11 protein-coding genes are annotated in these 15,052 nt (G+C 71.9%); 2 read left to right on the forward strand and 9 right to left on the reverse strand.

Annotated features, from left to right (window positions below):
- Positions 1-77 precede the first annotated feature (77 nt).
- The gene (locus QSK21_RS08525) at positions 78-950 is read left to right on the forward strand and encodes an LLM class F420-dependent oxidoreductase (RefSeq protein ID WP_285694828.1); all 873 of its coding nucleotides are present in this window, start codon (positions 78-80) and stop codon (positions 948-950) included.
- A gap of 191 nt (positions 951-1,141) precedes the next feature.
- Here QSK21_RS08525 and QSK21_RS08530 read toward each other — a convergent pair whose 3' ends face one another.
- From QSK21_RS08530 to ppdK, 6 genes are all read right to left on the reverse strand, one after another.
- Positions 1,142-1,675, reverse strand: a complete 534-nt coding sequence (locus tag QSK21_RS08530) for a GtrA family protein (RefSeq protein WP_285694829.1) — start codon at positions 1,673-1,675, stop codon at positions 1,142-1,144.
- A gap of 86 nt (positions 1,676-1,761) precedes the next feature.
- Positions 1,762-2,982 carry an MFS transporter gene (locus QSK21_RS08535; RefSeq protein ID WP_285694830.1) on the reverse strand — a complete coding sequence of 407 codons (1,221 nt, stop codon included), beginning with the start codon at positions 2,980-2,982 and terminating at the stop codon, positions 1,762-1,764.
- An 89-nt stretch (positions 2,983-3,071) separates the two neighbouring features.
- A complete protein-coding gene (locus QSK21_RS08540) occupies positions 3,072-4,331 on the reverse strand; it encodes an NAD(P)/FAD-dependent oxidoreductase (protein WP_285694831.1) in 1,260 nt (419 codons plus the stop codon).
- A gap of 100 nt (positions 4,332-4,431) precedes the next feature.
- The gene (locus QSK21_RS08545) at positions 4,432-5,709 is read right to left on the reverse strand and encodes a deoxyguanosinetriphosphate triphosphohydrolase (protein ID WP_285694832.1); all 1,278 of its coding nucleotides are present in this window, start codon (positions 5,707-5,709) and stop codon (positions 4,432-4,434) included.
- Between the two features lie 70 nt (positions 5,710-5,779).
- Positions 5,780-6,646, reverse strand: a complete 867-nt coding sequence (locus QSK21_RS08550) for a YdcF family protein (protein WP_285694833.1) — start codon at positions 6,644-6,646, stop codon at positions 5,780-5,782.
- 110 nt (positions 6,647-6,756) lie between these two features.
- Positions 6,757-9,438, reverse strand: coding sequence for a pyruvate, phosphate dikinase (gene ppdK, locus QSK21_RS08555; protein ID WP_285694834.1), 2,682 nt, complete (start codon positions 9,436-9,438; stop codon positions 6,757-6,759).
- A gap of 305 nt (positions 9,439-9,743) precedes the next feature.
- On the opposite strand from ppdK, the gene QSK21_RS08560 reads away from it, so the two are divergent.
- Positions 9,744-11,624: a glycoside hydrolase family 15 protein gene (locus QSK21_RS08560; RefSeq protein WP_285695086.1), complete on the forward strand. Its 1,881-nt coding sequence runs from the start codon at positions 9,744-9,746 to the stop codon at positions 11,622-11,624.
- Positions 11,625-11,705: 81 nt separating this feature from the next.
- Here QSK21_RS08560 and QSK21_RS08565 read toward each other — a convergent pair whose 3' ends face one another.
- The 3 genes from QSK21_RS08565 to QSK21_RS08575 form a co-directional block, all read right to left on the reverse strand.
- Positions 11,706-13,094, reverse strand: a complete 1,389-nt coding sequence (locus QSK21_RS08565; protein ID WP_285694835.1) for a glycine--tRNA ligase — start codon at positions 13,092-13,094, stop codon at positions 11,706-11,708.
- 231 nt (positions 13,095-13,325) lie between these two features.
- Positions 13,326-14,591, reverse strand: a complete 1,266-nt coding sequence (locus tag QSK21_RS08570) for a DUF1906 domain-containing protein (protein ID WP_285694836.1) — start codon at positions 14,589-14,591, stop codon at positions 13,326-13,328.
- 107 nt (positions 14,592-14,698) lie between these two features.
- Positions 14,699-15,043, reverse strand: coding sequence for an antibiotic biosynthesis monooxygenase family protein (locus QSK21_RS08575; RefSeq protein WP_285694837.1), 345 nt, complete (start codon positions 15,041-15,043; stop codon positions 14,699-14,701).
- Between the last annotated feature and the right edge of the window lie 9 nt (positions 15,044-15,052).

Consider the following 15,052-nt stretch of genomic DNA (forward strand, 5'->3'; position numbering starts at 1 on the left):
GGCGCGGGCTTGACCTGGAGCGCGCTCCAGGTCGCAGAGTAGGGCACGACGCGACCGGATCACACGAAGGATCGTGCATGCGCATCGGACTACAGATTCCCAGCTTCACCTTTCCCGGCGGGACCGAGAAGATCGGCCCCACGTTCACCCGGATGGTCCGCGAGGCCGACCAGGGCGGCCTCGACTCCCTCTGGGTGATGGACCACTTCTTCCAGATCGGCGTGGTCGGCCGGCCCGAGGAGCCCATGCTGGAGGGCTACTCCGCGCTGTCCTACGCGGCGGCGATCACCGAGCGGATCACCCTCGGCACCCTGGTCACCGGGACCGTGTACCGGCACCCCGGGATCCTGGTGAAGACCGTGACGACGCTGGACGTGCTGTCGGGCGGGCGGGCCTGGCTCTCCATCGGCGCCGCCTGGAACGACGAGGAGTCGCGCGGCCTCGGCATCCCGTTCCCGCCGACGGCCGAGCGCTTCGAGCGCCTTGAGGAGACGCTGAAGATCGCTCTCCAGATGTGGAAGGGCGACGAGACCCCGTTCGAGGGCGCGCACTACCGGCTGGAACGCCCGCTCAACTCCCCGCCCGCGCTGCGGCGCCCGCACCCCCCGATCCTGATCGGCGGCGGTGGGGAGAAGAAGACGCTGCGGCTCGTCGCCAAGTACGCCGACGCCTGCAACCTCTTCGACGGCGACGAGCTGCCCCGGAAGCTGGAGGTGCTGCGCGAGCACTGCGAGCGCGAGGGACGCGACTACGCCGACATCCAGAAGACCGCGCTGTCGTTCATGGCGCCCGGCGACCCGTCGGTGGACCGCGCCGTGGACATCGCCGGGCGGCTGGCCGAGGCCGGCATCGAGCACGTCATCTTCTCCCAGGGCACCGGCCAGGACCTGCCGGGCCTGCTGAGCGAGGCCCGCCCCCAGATCGAGAAGATCATTCCCGCCGGCCGGTAGGGCCGCGGCACGGCCCGGCGTACCGCTACAGCTCCGCGGCCAGGGCGCGCATCCGGTTGATCTCGGCCTGGCGGCCAGACCCAGCCCGACTACTTCGATTTCGACTGATCGGGTGAGAGCAGAGGCCCCGGTGGGACGTCCACCGGGGCCTCCGCCTTCCGTCACACCGTGGTCGGTAACACCGTGGCGGGTCACACCGTGACCGGGGTGAACACCCACTTCCTGTACGACCAGTAGCGGAACGCCGAGGCCAGGCCGAGCCCGACCAGCAGCCCGATGTTGTAGGACAGGCCGCCGTGCAGGCCGAGGGTGTAGAAGGTGAAGCCGGTGCAGAGCGCCTGGATGCCGGTCCCGACGCCGTTCAGCCCGAAGAAGATGACGAACTCCTTGCCGGAGCCGTCGCTGTCGCGGTGCCGGAACGTCCAGTGCCGGTTGAGCAGGTAGGAGGTCACGGTCGACACCATCGTGGGGACGACCACGCTGGTGACCGGGCCCCCGTCCAGCCAGTGCCGCATCAGGTTGGCCCCCGCGATGGTGATCACGGTGCCGATGAAGCCCACGAACCCGAAGGTCGCAAGCTCGCGCACGAACCTCGGGAGGCGCCGGGACGCCCCGGACACCGGGACGGGCGACGCCGGGGCGGGCTCCGCCGGCTCGGCCTGCCCGGCCGTGGCGGGCTCGCCCGGGGCCGGCGGGACCGCTGCCGGCCGCTGCAAGGTGCTCACCCGCCCAGACCTTACCCGAACGTGAAAAACGGCAGACCCACCGGCCGATCTTTTACCCGCCCGCGCCCGAGCCGTGACGCCCGGGTTCAGCGGCCCGCCGTCGCGGTCGCCGCGGCCAGCAGCACGATGAGCCCGGCCAGGCCCACCGGGACCACCAGCGCCCAGGTGAGCCCCACGGCGCCGGCGATGAACCCGATGATCGGCGGCCCGGCCAGCAGGCCGGTGTAGCCGACCCCGACCACGCGGGACAGCCCGGTCGCGGCGGGCACGCCCGGCAGATTGCCCGCGGCGCTGAAGGTGATCGGGGCGACCGGCGCGACGCCCAGCCCGAACAGCGTGCACCCCAGAACGGCCATGGCGGGGTTCCCGGCCGCGAGCCCGGCCCCGAGCCCGAGTACGGCGGTCAGGGCGCCGGTCCGCAGCACGGCGACCGGCCCGAACCGCGCCACGAGCCGGTCGCCCGCCAGCCGGCCCACCGCCATCGCCACCGAGAACCCGGCGAAGCCGAGCCCCGCGACGCCGGGGTCGGCGCGCAGCGTCTCGCGCAGGTAGACGGCGCTCCAGTCGGCCATCGCGCCCTCGCCGACGAACGAGCACAACCCGATCACGCCCAGCAGCGCCAGCGCCCAGCGTCCCGCCCGTGCCCGCGAGGCGGCCTCCGGACGCTCGCCACCCGGGTCCGCGCCGGTCTGCGGGGTGTCCGCCTTCGCCCGCGGGCTGTCGGGCGGTGCGTCGGCGGACGGGCCGAGTAACCCGCGGCAGCCGGCGAACAGCAGCACCAGCAGCAGGACCGCCCAGACGCTCAGGTGAACCTCGACCGGGACGTCCAGATGCGCCGCGGCCGATCCGGCGAGGGCCGCGCCGAGCGTCCCGAGGCTGTACGAGGCGTGCAGCCCCGACATCAGCGGACGCGCGTACCGGCGCTCCACGATCACGCCTTGCGCGTTCATCCCCACGTCCATGAGCCCCAGCGTGGCGCCGATGAGGAAGAGCGAGCCGGTCAGGACGCCGAGGTTCCAGGACGCGCCCAGCGCCACCAGCGACAGCGCCGCCGCCGCGCCCGTCGCCAGCGTGACGGCGCGGCTGCCGAACCGCGCGACCGCCCACCCGGCCGACCGCACCGCCAGGACCACCCCGACCGGCGCCCCCAGCAGGGCGAGGCCCAGCGCGCCCTCGCTCAGCCCCAGTTCCTGCTTGATCTGCGGGATCCGTGCCACCCAGGCCGCCGTGATGAGACCGTGGATCAGGAACGCCACCGTCACCGCGACCCGCGCCCGGCGGGGCGCGTCGACCGTCTGCGTCACCACCCGGCCGACTCTACGCGGCCTACCGGGACAAGATCACCTGCTTTTTTAACCGGATTTCCCGGATTAGCCGGGCGCCGGACCGGCGCGGATCAGTGGACCAGATCGGCCAGCGGCACCTTCGGGTCGGCCAGCCGCGCCGCGTCCACCCGTTCGCCCGCCTTGATCAACGCCTGGATGTCGGAGGTCACGTCCCACACGTTCACGTTCATCCCCGCCGCGACCCGCCCGCCGGACAGCCAGAACGCCAGGTACTCGCCGCTCTCGGGCTCGCCGCGGAACACCACGTCGTCGTACTCCCCCGGGGTCGGCAGCCCCGACAGCTCCATGCCCAGCTCATACTGGTCGGTAAAGAAGTAGGGAAGCCGCTCGTAGCTGACGGCCTGCCCCAGCATCGACCGGGCCGCCGCCGGTCCCCCGTTGAGCGCGTTCGCCCAGTGCTCCACCCGGATCCGCTTGCCCAGCAGCGGGTGGTAGGCGCTGGCCACGTCGCCGGCCGCGAAGACGTCCGGGTCGGACGTGCGCAGCGACTGGTCCACCAGCACGCCGTCGGACACCTCCAGGCCCGCCGCCTCGGCCAGCTCGGTGTTGGGCCGGACTCCGATCCCCACGATCACCACGTCGGCGGGGATCTCCGCGCCGCCCGACGTCACCACCGCGGACACCTGTCCCGCGCCCCAGAACCCCGCCACCCCCTGGTCGAGCCGCAGGTTCACGCCGTGCGCCCGGTGCAGGTCGGCGAACAGCCCGCCCACCTCGGGGCCCAGCGAGGAGTGCAGCGGCGTCGGATCCGGCTCGATCACCGTCACCTCGTTGTTGTAGGCGCGGGCCGCCGCGGCCGTCTCCAGGCCGATCCATCCGGCACCGGCCACCACGATCCGCCGTCCGCCCGGCTCCAGCAGCTCCCGCAGCCGCGCCGAGTCCTCCATCGAGCGCAGGTAGTGGATCCCCTGGAGCTCCGAGCCGGGCACCGTCAGCCTGCGCGGGGACGCGCCGGTGGTCAGCAGCAGCTTGTCGTAGGACAGGCGGTCCCCGTCGTCCAGGTCCACCCGGTGCCCGATCCGGTCGATCGCGGTGGCGCGGACGCCGAGCCGCAGCTCGATCCCGTTCCGTTCGTACCAGCCGGCCTCGTGCACGTGGGCCTTGTCCCGCTCCTGCCTGCCCAGCAGGTAGTCCTTCGACAGCGGCGGCCGCTCGTACGGCCGCTCGTCCTCCTCCCCGATGAGGACGATCCGGCCGCCGAACCCCTCCTCCCGCAACGCCTCGGCGGCCTTCGCCCCCGCCAGGCTCGCACCGACGATGACGAAGGTCTCCCCGGACGGTGTCTGCTGGGACGGTGTCTCCTGGACCATGGCGACCTCCCGAAGCCCGCGGGTCTTTGCTTATCCCTACAGCGGCGTCCTAACCCGAGACAAGGGTCCCGAACCAAGCGCCGCGGCGGGACCCCGCGGATCAGACGCGGCCGCGCAGCAGGGCGTGGCGGTCGATGGCCGAGGTGTCGGTCAGCGACGCGATCTGGTCGACGATCGCGCGCAGGCGGGCGGCCTCGTCCGGGGCCTCGATGTAGGCGGCGCGGAAGGCCGGGTCGAGCGTGGCGGGGGCGCCCGCGCGCATCAGCTCCGCCAGTTCCAGGATCAGCTCGCGCTGGCGGGCCCGGACCTCCTCGTGGCTGATCCAGACGTAGTGGGCGGTGATGCCCTTGAGCAGCGCGCACTCCAGCCGCTGGGCGCGCGGGACGATCAGGTCGGCGGCGTACCTGGTGAGCGGGCGGTCGCCGTACACCGCGCGGGTGGCGTCCTCGGCGGCCAGGCAGAACCGGCCGATCAGCGTGCTGGTGAGGTTCTTCAGCGCGGCCAGGGTGCGCGGGGTGCCGTCGTAGTGGTCCGGCCAGAACGGCTCGGCCAGCAGGGCCGCGAAGCGCTCCTCCAGCTCGGGCAGCGTGGCGTCGTCGCAGTACAGCTTGATCGCGGTCTGCGCGACCAGCCTCCGCTCCCCGGGGTCGGCCAGGTGGTCGAAGTCGACGTGCCCCGCGACCAGGGCGTCCTCCAGGTCGTGGACGGAGTAGGCGACGTCGTCGCTCCAGTCCATCACCTGGGCCTCGAAGCACACCTTGTTCTCGGGGACGCCCTCCCGGGCCCACTGGGCGACGTCCAGGTCGTCCTGGTACACACCGAACGGTCCACCCCCGCCCGCGCGGGGAGAGGGGACCTGGGAGCAGTCCTTGGCCCATGGGTACTTCATCACGGCGTCGATGGCCGCGCGGGTGAGGTTGAGGCCGACGCTACGCCCGTACAGCGGCGGGCCCGCGGGGGCGAACGACTTGGGCTCCAGCCGGGTCAGCACCCGCAGGCTCTGCGCGTTGCCCTCGAAGCCGCCACAGCTCTGCGCGATGGCGTCCAGGGCGACCTCGCCGTTGTGCCCGAACGGGGGATGCCCGATGTCGTGCGCCAGGCAGGCCGTCTCCACCAGGTCGGGGTCGCAGCCCAGCGACTTGCCCAGCTCCCGTCCCACCTGGGCGCATTCGAGCGAGTGGGTGAGCCGGGTGCGCAGGCTCTGCACGCTGCCGGGCGCGTCCGAGCCCGGCGAGGCGACCTGCGTCTTGGCGGCCAGCCGGCGCAGCGCGGCGCTGTGCAGCACCCGCGCGCGGTCGCGCTCGAACGCGGTGCGGTCGCGGCGCTTGGGCGCCTCGGGAGCCCACCGTTCCTGGTCCCGTTCCGAATAACCCGTCATCCCCGTCATCATCCACCAGCGTAGGCGGCGCATCCGGATTCGCGCCGGGCGGCGGGCGGCGGCGACGCGATCAGGGGCCGCCGGTGCTGGACGGAACCGTCTTGATCGTCTCGCTGGGCGGCCTGACGCTCTTGCCGAACAGCACGTACGACAGGTAGCCGCCGGTCTCCCGGACGATGTAGTGGAACTGCGTCTCGCGGGTCTGGACGCTGGGGCCGCTGCGGGTCGGCGAGGCGGCCGCCTTGATCCCGCTGTCGCTCGCCATCCGCTTGGACCGCAGGCCGTGCCAGGGGTCGGTGACGATGATCCCGGTCTTCCAGCCGAGCCGGTCGTACTCGCGGCCGACCGCCCGCATGCTCTCCAGCGTGTCGTTGCCGACCGGCACCGCGACCACCCGGCTCTCCGGGACGCCGCCGCGCCGCACCAGCCAGCGCTTGCCCGCCTCGGCCTCGGTGAAGGCGTCGCCCTCCCGCTTGCCGCCCACGGTGACGATCGCCTTGGCCTTGCCCTCCCGGTAGAGGTCCAGGGCGTGCTGGAGGCGCCACTGGAGGGTGGGCGAGGGACGCCCGTTGTACTGGGCGGCGCCGAGCACGATGATCGCGTCCGAGCGCGGGGTCTCGTCCTGCCGCGCCTGGTACCACACCCGCCACGCCACGGTGAGCGGGGTGAGGACGGCGAAGGCGACCAGGCCGAGGACGACCAGCCAGGTGATCGACACCCAGCGCGGGCGGCGCCTCCTGCCGCCATCGGGCCGCCCGCCGGAGCCCCCGTCGTCGTCGCCGCTGTGACCGTCGCCCGCGCCGTCGCCGGCGAACACGCTCGGGCGGCCGGGCAGTCGCTCTTCCCTGGTCTTGTCCGCCGAGGTCCCGCCCGCTTCGGAGCCGCCCGCCGGACGCGCGCCGCGGCCCGGCTCCGGCGCCTCGAATTCCAACGTCATCGCGTTCGACACGTTAATTGAGATGCCCCGTGGAGGGCGGCGGGTTCTCCGCCACGAGACCGTTTCGAGTCACATTCCGGTACCCCGCGGTCCGCTCCCCTTCCCGGGGCCTACCCGCGCCCCGCCAGGATCGCGGCGCGTCCGGCCTCCAGCCGGGCCACCGGGATCCTGAACGGGGAGCAGGAGACGTAGTCCAGGCCGACCTCGTGGCAGAAGTGCACCGAGTCGGGGTCGCCACCGTGCTCGCCGCAGATGCCCAGGTGCAGATCGGGGCGGGTGCGCCGCCCCTCCTCCACGGCGATCCGCACCAGCCGCCCCACGCCCTCCACGTCCAGGGTCTCGAACGGCGACGCGCCGAAGATCCCCAGCTCCAGGTAGCGGGAGAAGAACGACGCCTCCACGTCGTCCCGGGAGAAGCCCCAGGTGGTCTGGGTGAGGTCGTTGGTGCCGAAGGAGAAGAACTCGGCGGCCTCGGCGATCCGCCCGGCGGTCAGCGCCGACCTGGGCAGCTCGATCATGGTGCCGATCAGCACCGGCACGTCCTCGCCGGTGGAGCGGGCGACCTGGTCGAGCACGCCGCGGGCCTCCTCGCGGATGGCCTCCAGCTCCTGGACGGCCCCCACCAGCGGGATCATGATCTCCGGGCGCGGGTCGCCGCCGGCCTTCCTGCGCCGCGCCGCGGCCTCGGCGATCGCCCGCACCTGCATCGCGAACAGACCCGGAATCGCCAAACCGAGCCGCACGCCGCGCAGTCCGAGCATAGGGTTCTGCTCGTGCAGGCGCCGGACGGCCTCCAGCAGCCTCCGGTCCTGCGGGTCGGCGCCGTCACCGGCCAGGGCGACCCTGACCGAGAGGTCGGTCAGGTCGGGGAGGAACTCGTGCAACGGGGGGTCGATCAGCCGGATCGTCACCGGCAGCCCGTCCATGGCCGCGAGGATCTCCTCGAAGTCGGCCCGCTGGAGGGGCTCCAGGGCGTCCAGCGCGGCGGTGCGCTCCTCCTCGGTCCCGGCCAGGATCAGCTTCTCCACGAGCTGCCGCCGGTCGCCGAGGAACATGTGCTCGGTGCGGCACAGCCCGATGCCCGTGGCGCCGAACCTGCGGGCCCTGGCGGAGTCCTCGGCGTTGTCGGCGTTGGCGCGCACCGTGAGCCTGGCCCGGGAGTCGGCGTGCTTCATGATCCGGTCCACGGCGGTGATCAGGTCGCCGCCCTCACCGTCCCCGAGCCGTCCCTCGAAGTACCGCACGACCGGGGAGTCCTCGACCGGCACCTCGCCGAGGTAGACCTCGCCGCTGCTGCCGTCGATGGAGATCACGTCGCCCTCGGTCACCACCACGCCGCCCGGGGCGGTGAAGCGCCGCTCCCTGACGTCCACCTCCAGCTCCTCGGCGCCGCACACGCAGGTCTTCCCCATGCCGCGGGCGACGACGGCGGCGTGGGAGGTCTTGCCGCCGCGGGAGGTCAGCACGCCCTTGGCGGCGACCATCCCGGGCAGGTCGTCGGGGTTGGTCTCGCGGCGGACCAGGATCACGTCCTCGCCCCGGGCGGCGGCCTCCTCGGCGGCGCCGGACGAGAACACCGCGACGCCGACGGCGGCGCCCGGAGAGGCGTTCATGCCCTTGGTCAGCCGCCGGGCGTCCTTCAGCGCGGCCTCGTCGAACCGGGGGAACATGAGCTGGGCGAGCTGGTCGCCGGTGACCCGCTCGGTGGCCTCGTCCAGGTCGATCAGGCCCTGGTCGAGGAGCTGGCAGGCGATCCGGAACGCCGCGGCGGCGGTGCGCTTGCCGACCCGGGTCTGGAGCATCCACAGCTTGCCGCGCTCGATCGTGAACTCGATGTCGCACATGTCGCGGTAGTGGTTCTCCAGCGTCTCCATGATCTCCAGGAGCCGGTGGTAGGAGGCCGCGTCGATCCGTTCCAGCTCGGCCAGCGGGACGGTGTTGCGGATGCCGGCGACCACGTCCTCGCCCTGCGCGTTCTGCAGGTAGTCGCCGTAGATCCCCTGCTCGCCGCTGGCGGGGTCACGGGTGAAGGCCACGCCCGTCCCCGAGTCCAGGCCCATGTTGCCGAAGACCATGGAGCACACGTTCACGGCGGTGCCCAGGTCGACCGGGATCCGCTCCTGGCGCCGGTACAGGACGGCGCGCGGCGCGTTCCAGGAGTCGAACACCGCCCTGATCGCCAGGTCGAGCTGCTCGCGCGGGTCGGTGGGGAAGCCGCGGCCCGCCCGCTCGCGGACGATGTCCTTGAACGTGCCGACCAGCGCCCGCAGGTCGGCGGCGTCCAGGTCGGAGTCGTCCTCGACGCCCTTGGCCCGCTTGGCGTCCTCGATGGCGTCCTCGAAGGGGTCGCCCTCCACGCCCAGGACGGTCTTGCCGAACATCTGGATGAGCCGCCGGTAGGAGTCCCAGGCGAACCGCTCGTCCCCGGACCGCGCCGCCAGGCCCTGGACGGAGTCGTCGTTGAGGCCGACGTTCAGGACGGTCTCCATCATGCCCGGCATGCTGAACCTGGCCCCGGACCGCACGCTGACCAGCAGCGGGTCGCCGGGGTCGCCGAGGCGCCTGCCCATCGCCGACTCCAGCGCGGACAGGTGCGCGCCGATCTCGTCCGTGAGGCCCTCGGGCAGGGTCCCGTGCTCCAGGTAGTGCCGGCACGCCTCGGTGGTGATCGTGAACCCGGGGGGCACCGGGAGGCCGAGGTTGGTCATCTCGGCGAGGTTCGCGCCCTTGCCCCCCAGCAGGTCCTTGAGATCCTTGTTTCCTTCGGTGAAGTCGAACACGAACTTGGGCACGGGGTCCTCCCTCACGTTCCGGCACCGCCCGGAAAGGACGGGTTCAAGGCCGCCGGGCCCTCCCGGGTGAGGGAGCCCGAGGCCCTGATGGCGGGACTGTACCCGCGTCGCCGAGCTTCGTTCGGCGCCCCCGGCGCCGATGGCCGTTCGCGCAGGTCAGATGGCTGAACTGGTCTATTCCAACTGGTCTACTCCACTACGGCCGACAGCGACATACCGGGCACAGTGCCAGGGGTCCCTGGCGTGCCCATGGGGATCGAGAGGGAAAGATGGAAAGGGAAAGAGGAGGTGAGGCCGTGAGGCCGATGGTCGCCGGTGGCCGGGCGGGGGAACCGTTCGCTCCGATCGCCGATTTCGGGTTCCTGTCCGACTGCGAGACGACCGCGCTGGTCGCCCCCAGCGGCAACATCGAGTGGATGTGCCTGCCCAAGATGGACTCGCCGAGCGTGTTCGGCTCCATCCTCGACCGCGACGCCGGCTACTTCCGGGTCGGCCCGGCCGGCGTGGAGGTCCCCGCGGCACAACGGTACATCCCCGGCACGATGGTCATGGAGACCACGTGGTGGGTGCACGGCGGCTGGCTGGTGGTGACCGACGCCCTGCTCATGGGGCCCTGGCACCACGAGACGGAACGGTCCCACACCCACCGGCGGGCCCCGACCGACTACGACGCCGACCACGTCCTGCTGCGGATGGTCCGGTGCGTCAACGGCCAGGTCCAGGTGCGGCTCGACTGCATGCCGATGTTCGACTACGGCCGGACCCCCGCGCCCTGGACGCACACCGGCGCGGGCTACCACGAGGCCGTCGCCGAGGGCAACGGGATCAACCTGCGCCTGACCACCGACATGAACGTGGGCTTCGAGGGCTCTCTGGCGACCGCCCGCACCCTCCTCAAGCAAGGGGAGGCGCGGTACGTCGCCTTGTCCTGGAGTGAGCACAAGCCGCCGCAGACCTACGACGAGGCCCGCGAGCGCCTCGTGTGGACCGTCCACCACTGGCAGCACTGGCTCGACCGTGGCCGCTTCCCCGACCATCCCTGGCGCGGCCACCTCCAGCGCAGCGCGCTCACCCTGAAGGGCCTCACCTACGCGCCCACGGGCGCGGTGGCCGCGGCGGCGACCACGTCCCTGCCGGAGTGCCCCGGCGGCGACCGCAACTGGGACTACCGCTACACGTGGATCCGCGACTCCACGATGGCGCTGTGGGCCTTTTACACCCTCGGGTACGACTGGGAGGCCAACGACTTCTTCTACTTCATCACCGACGTGGCCGAGGCCGCCGAGGGCCGCCTTCAGATCATGTACGGGCTGGACGGCCGCGCGGAGCTTCCCGAGTCCACCCTGGACCATCTCAGCGGCTACAACGACGCCCGTCCCGTGCGCATCGGCAACGAGGCGTACATGCAGGCCCAGCACGACGTGTGGGGCGCGATCATCGGCTCGATCTACCTGTTCGTGCGCAAGCGGGACCGGCTGGACGACCGGCTCTGGAAGATCGTGGTCAAGCAGGTCGAGGACGCGCTGGCCAACTGGCGCACCCCCGACTGCGGCATGTGGGAGGTGCGCGGCGAGCCGCAGCACTTCACCTCGTCCAAGGTCTTCTGCTGGGTGGCCGCGGACCGCGGCGCGCGGCTGGCCCGCATCCGCGGCGACCGCGAACGCGCCCAGCGCTGGCAGGAGGCCGCCGACGAGATCCACGCCGACGTGCTGGCCAACGCCCTGGACGAGCGCGGGGTGTTCGTCGCCCACTACGGCGCCACCGCGCTGGACGCCTCCGCGCTGCTGATCCCGTTGTTGGGCTTCCTGCCGCCCGACGACAAGCGGGTCAGGGAGACGGTGCTGGCCATCGCCGACGAGCTGTCCGAGGACGACCTGGTGCTGCGCTACCGGCCCGCCGAGACCGACGACGGCTTCCACTCCGACGAGGGCAGCTTCACCATCTGCTCGTTCTGGCTGGTCAGCACGCTGGTCATGATCGGCGAGGTGGAGCGGGCGCGGGCCCTGTGCGAGAAGCTGCTGTCGTACGCCAGCGCGCTCCAGCTGTACGCCGAGGAGATCGACCCGCACACCGGGCGCCAGCTCGGCAACTTCCCGCAGGCGTTCACCCACCTGGCCCTGATCAACGCGGTCATGCAGGTCATCAGGGCCGAGCAGGAGGAGAGCCGCCCGTCGCCCCTGGCCTGACCGCGGACGTCCGGGCCGCGTGAACGCGCGAGGGCCGTCCCCTCACCGTGCGGGAGGGGACGGCCCTCGGGCCGACGGGGCCTAGCAGCCGATGAGCTGGGCGGCGAGAAAGGACTCCACCTGCGCGATCGCGATGCGCTCCTGGCTCATGGTGTCGCGCTCCCTGACGGTCACCGCGTCGTCCTCCAGGGAGTCGAAGTCCACGGTGACGCAGAACGGGGTGCCGATCTCGTCCTGGCGGCGGTAGCGGCGGCCGATGGCGCCCGCGTCGTCGAACTCCACGTTCCAGTTGCGGCGCAGGGCGGCGGCCAGGTCGCGGGCCTTCGGCGACAGGTCGGCGTTGCGCGACAGCGGCAGCACCGCGACCTTGACCGGGGCGAGCCGCCGGTCGAGACGCATCACCGTGCGCTTCTCCATCTTGCCCTTGGCGTTGGGCGCCTCGTCCTCGGCGTAGGCGTCCAGCAGGAACGTCAGCGTGCAGCGGTCCACGCCGGCCGCGGGCTCGATCACGTACGGGACGAACCGCTCCCCCGCCTCCTGGTCGAAGAACGACAGGTCGGCGCCGGACGCCTTGGAGTGCGTGGTCAGGTCGTAGTCGGCGCGGTTGGCGATACCCTCCAGCTCGCCCCACTCCGAGCCGACGAAGTCGAACCGGTACTCGATGTCGACCGTCCGCTTGGAGTAGTGCGACAGCTTCTCCTGCGGGTGTTCGTAGAGCCGCAGGTTGTCCTTGCTGATGCCCAGGTCGGTGTACCAGCGCATCCGCTCGTCGATCCAGTACTGGTGCCACTCCTCGTCCGAGCCGGGGCGGACGAAGAACTCCATCTCCATCTGCTCGAACTCGCGGGTCCTGAAGATGAAGTTGCCGGGCGTGATCTCGTTGCGGAAGGACTTGCCGATCTGCCCGATGCCGAACGGCACCTTGCGGCGCGCCGACTGCTGCACGTTGAGGTAGTTGATGAAGATGCCCTGGGCGGTCTCGGGACGCAGGTAGGCCAGGCCGGACTCGTCCTCGACCGGGCCCAGGTAGGTCTTGAGCAGCCCGTTGAACATCCGCGGCTCGGTGAAGGAGCCCTTGACCCCGCAGTTGGGGCAGGTGATGTCGGCCAGGCCGCCCTGGGGCTGCTTCCCGTGCTTCTCGGCGTACGCCTCCTCCAGGTGGTCGGCCCGGAAGCGCTTGTGGCAGGACTGGCACTCGGTCAGCGGGTCGACGAACGCCTGGACGTGGCCGCTGGCCTCCCACACCTCGCGGGCCAGGATCACCGACGAGTCCAGCCCGACGATGTCCTCGCGGCCCTGCACCATCGACTTCCACCACTGGCGCTTGACGTTGTTCTTCAGCTCCACGCCCAGCGGCCCGTAGTCCCAGGAGGCGCGCAGCCCGCCGTAGATCTCACTCGACGGGTAGACGAGGCCCCGGCGTTTGGCGAGGTTGACGATCGTGTCCAACACGTCGGAACGGCGTGCCATGAGCATTCTCCATCCAACTGGCGGTCGGCGGGATGTATCCGTACGCCCGGCCACGCGGGTCGCGAGGAGCGGCGGGCCGCGGTGCGTGTGATCCCCGGTGTCATGCTGCCGCGGAGCGCCGTCACCCCGCGCGCTCCATGAGCGATCCCCAGCTTAGAGCACCTGCGGGGGCGCCCGTACGGGACGCGGCGGCACGGCGGGGTGGCCGCGCCGCCCCGGCCGGACGGCCGGTCAGTAGACGCGGCCGTCCACCTGGTTGCTGTCGATGTTGATCGTGACACCGCCGTGCGTCTCCTTGTGGCCGCCCCTGTACTGCTTGATACGGCGGTGCGGGCGCCACAGATCATCCGGGATCATCGGGTGGCCGTACAAGGCCGTCTTCCCGTCCCAATGCGCGAACCACAGCGCGGTGGGGCGGCGGATCCCCTTGGCCTTGGCCAGGTCGCGTACGACCGAGCTCACGCTGCCGTAGACGCCGGGCACGTACCGGAGGGCCTTGAGCTTCACGGTCCAGTTGTGGAGGAAGGTCATGACGGCCCTACGGCACGAGGTGCCGGCGGACCAGTAGTACTCCATGTCGTAGTAGATGGGCTTCCCCCGAGGTATGCCGAGGGCTTTGGCCTTGCGCACGGCGTCCACCGCGGCCTCGCGGCCCTGCCGGGCGGCGGACCGCCCAGTGAACCTCGGCTTGTACCGAGCGCAGGGCGCCTGCGGGCCGACATAGGTCGGGATGAGCCGGTATCCCATGCCGCGTACGGAGGTCACCCAGGAACGGGTCAGGTTGGGCTGGGCGCAGGCACGGGCGGCGCCGCCGATGTAGATGTTGCTGACCTTGAACGAGGGACGCCAGGCCCGCATCGCGTCCAGGGACGGGGCGGCGCAGGTGTCGAAGCCCTTGCCCTTGACCCAGGGCCGCTCCTGGTAACCCCCGTACTGCTCTGAGGGGTACCAGCCAGGGTCGCCCTCTTCGTCGCTCCAGCCCGGGAGGTAGCTCTCGATGTCGTCCGCAGGCGGCGGCGGGTACTCGACGCTGGTGGAACGGATGAGGCGCTGGAGGTCCTCGGGACTCTCCCCGTACCGGCCGTTGATCGTGACTCCGGCCTCCGGGACGGTCAGCCGTGTCTGGTGGTCCACCGCCGGGCGTACGGTATGGCGCGCCAGCCTGGCCGCGGCCCTCGCGGCGCCCCGCCGCCTCTCCGTGCCCCGGGACGCGGCCGGGGTGACGTGCAGGACGTCCTCCGCGCCCACGAGATGGGCGGGGCAGTCGGCCTGGGAGCCGGGCGAGCCGAGGTAGATCGCGCGCCGGTCGTACCGGACGCAGCGTTCCGGGTCACGGTCGAGGCGGTGGACCCGCCAGCCGTCCGGGACGGGGATCCGCAGCCCGCGGTAGGTGACCGTCCGCGGCGCCCCCGCGGCGGCGGTCAGCGTGGCGGTCGCGTCTCCCGCGGACCGCGCGGAGGTCGCCGCGGGACCGGTGAGGAACGGCGAGACCGCCACGATTCCGAGGATTCCCCCGAGTACCGGCCCATGGCGCATCACAGCTCTCCCCTACGTGATCATGACGAGAGAGTTGATCACCGGTGACCGGAGAGCGAAAACCCGCCTCAGAGCTTCTTTGACGACCGTTGACCGGCGGAACGACCGGCGGTGTCGCCGCCCTCCTCGGGGCGGGAGACGACGATCTCGTAGGCGCCGGGCTCGTCGACGGCCATGGCGGCGAGCGGGACGAACGCCGGCCGCACCTCGTGGCCGCCCAGGGCGCGGCGGTAGAAGCCCGCGCCCTCCCATTCGGTCACCAGAGCCCACAGGCCGGGGTCGTCGACGGTGCGGGCCAGCCGTCCCGACCGGTAGCCGGGGCTGGCGGCGAGCGCGTCCAGCACGGCGGTCATCCGCTCGGCGAAGCCGGCGGCCTCGGGCCCGGGAACCCGGTAGCGGGTTATCGCGATCACGTCTCCATC

Origin of the sequence: Actinomadura sp. NBRC 104412 (genome assembly GCF_030269515.1) — a bacterium.
Classification (GTDB): Bacteria; Actinomycetota; Actinomycetes; order Streptosporangiales; family Streptosporangiaceae; genus Spirillospora.

What these genes read in the sequence shown, in the direction of transcription:
- QSK21_RS08525 (WP_285694828.1), top strand. Translation starts at nt 78, where the DNA reads ATGCGCATCGGACTACAGATTCCCAGCTTCACCTTTCCCGGCGGGACC.
- QSK21_RS08540 (WP_285694831.1), bottom strand. Translation starts at nt 4,331, where the DNA reads ATGGTCCAGGAGACACCGTCCCAGCAGACACCGTCCGGGGAGACCTTC.
- QSK21_RS08545 (WP_285694832.1), bottom strand. Translation starts at nt 5,709, where the DNA reads ATGACGGGTTATTCGGAACGGGACCAGGAACGGTGGGCTCCCGAGGCG.
- QSK21_RS08550 (WP_285694833.1), bottom strand. Translation starts at nt 6,646, where the DNA reads ATGACGTTGGAATTCGAGGCGCCGGAGCCGGGCCGCGGCGCGCGTCCG.
- QSK21_RS08560 (WP_285695086.1), top strand. Translation starts at nt 9,744, where the DNA reads ATGGTCGCCGGTGGCCGGGCGGGGGAACCGTTCGCTCCGATCGCCGAT.
- QSK21_RS08565 (WP_285694835.1), bottom strand. Translation starts at nt 13,094, where the DNA reads ATGGCACGCCGTTCCGACGTGTTGGACACGATCGTCAACCTCGCCAAA.